Annotated in this window: 1 protein-coding gene and 1 pseudogene; one reads left to right on the top strand and one right to left on the bottom strand. The window is 72.3% G+C overall.

Going from position 1 to position 1,442, the window contains the following annotated elements; all coding sequences use genetic code 11:
• A partial coding sequence (locus tag ACFQEU_RS15845; protein WP_465261167.1) for a MutS N-terminal domain-containing protein occupies positions 1-1,125 on the bottom strand: 1,125 nt, incomplete at its 3' end.
• A gap of 92 nt (positions 1,126-1,217) precedes the next feature.
• Here ACFQEU_RS15845 and ACFQEU_RS15850 point away from each other — a divergent pair.
• Positions 1,218-1,442: pseudogene (locus ACFQEU_RS15850) on the top strand (molecular chaperone DnaJ); the annotation flags it as partial.

Raw genomic sequence — 1,442 nt, forward strand, 5'->3', positions numbered from 1 at the left:
CCCGACCAGCCGTTCGAGGTCGTAGGCGGTCGCGAGCGCGTCCGCGATCCCCTCACGCACCAGCGTCCGGTCGGCCAGCTCCGCGACCGCGTCGTGTCGCGAGCGGATCGCGTCGGCGTCGACGAGCGGACGGCGGAGCCACCGCTCCAGACACCGGCGTCCCAGCGCGCAGCTCGTCACGTCGAGGACGTCGAACAGCGTGTCGCTCGCGCCGAGGCCGCGGTTCTCGAACAGTTCGAGGCTACGCTGGGCGGCCGCGTCGAGCCGGAGGTGGTCACGCGGATCGTACCGGCGGACCCGCGAGACGTACTCCAGCGGGCCGTCGTCCCCCTGTGTGTATTCGGCGTACGCCAACACCGCGCCCGCGGCGCGGAGCTCGGCCTCGCCGTCGAACCGGCGCTCGGGGGCAGGAACGTACGGGTCGAGCCGGTCGAGGGCGGTCCGGCGTGCAAACACGTCGGGGTCGTGACGGTGGACCGTCCAGTCGCGGACGGTGGGGACGACGTCACCCGCGTCCGGGCCGACGAGCAGCTCCGCGGGAGCGAGCCGCTCCAGCTCCTCGACGACGGTTTCGGGATCGCCGGCGGTGACGAGACACTCGCCGGTGGCGACGTCGACGGCAGCGAGGCCGACGGCCGGATCGGGCGGGTCGGTACCGCGTTTCTCGGTCGCGCCGCGTGCCACGGCGGCGACGTAGTTGGCGGCCCCCGACTCCAGGAGGTCGTCGTCGACGACCGTGCCCGGCGTGATCACTTCGGTGACCGCGCGGTCGACGAGCCCCGACGCCTGCTCGGCGTCCTCGACCTGATCGCCGAGCGCGACGCGGTACCCCGCGTCGAGGAGAGCCTCCAGGTACGGGGCGGCGTTGTCGATGGGGATCCCGGCCATCGGGTACTCGCCCGTCGAGTCGGTGCGCTCGGTGAGCGTCACCTCACAGACCCGCGCGACCGTCTCGGCGGCCTCACAGAACGCCTCGTAGAAGTCGCCGACCTGGAACAGCACGAGCGCGTCCTCGTGGGCGGCACAGAGGTCGGCATACTGCGAGAGCATCGGCGTGAGCTCCTCGCGGGCCGCCGCGATCCCGGGCGGGAGCCCCGTGACCGTCTCCCGGTCGGGCGGTGACATACCTTCAACCGGGTCGGCCGCGGACATAAACGGTGCGGACCGGTCGTTTCACCCCCGAGAGCCTTACAACCGTGGAGGCCGTGATCGGAGGCGTGGCGAACCGTACGATACTCGTCGGACTGGCGGCGACGTTCATCGGGCTGACGGCCCTGCTGGTCGTCGCCGGGATCGTCGTCAACCCCGTCCTCCTCGCGGTGGCGCTCCCGTTCGGGGCCGCCGCGTACCTGCTGTGGTATCACGCGAGCGGCCGGCTCCACGATCGGATGCGGGTCGAAGCGGACCGGATCGGGCCGACGGAGCGCGAGCGGGCGAGACAG

Origin of the sequence: Halorubrum tibetense (assembly GCF_042661865.1) — an archaeon.
Taxonomy (GTDB): domain Archaea; phylum Halobacteriota; class Halobacteria; order Halobacteriales; family Haloferacaceae; genus Halorubrum; species Halorubrum tibetense.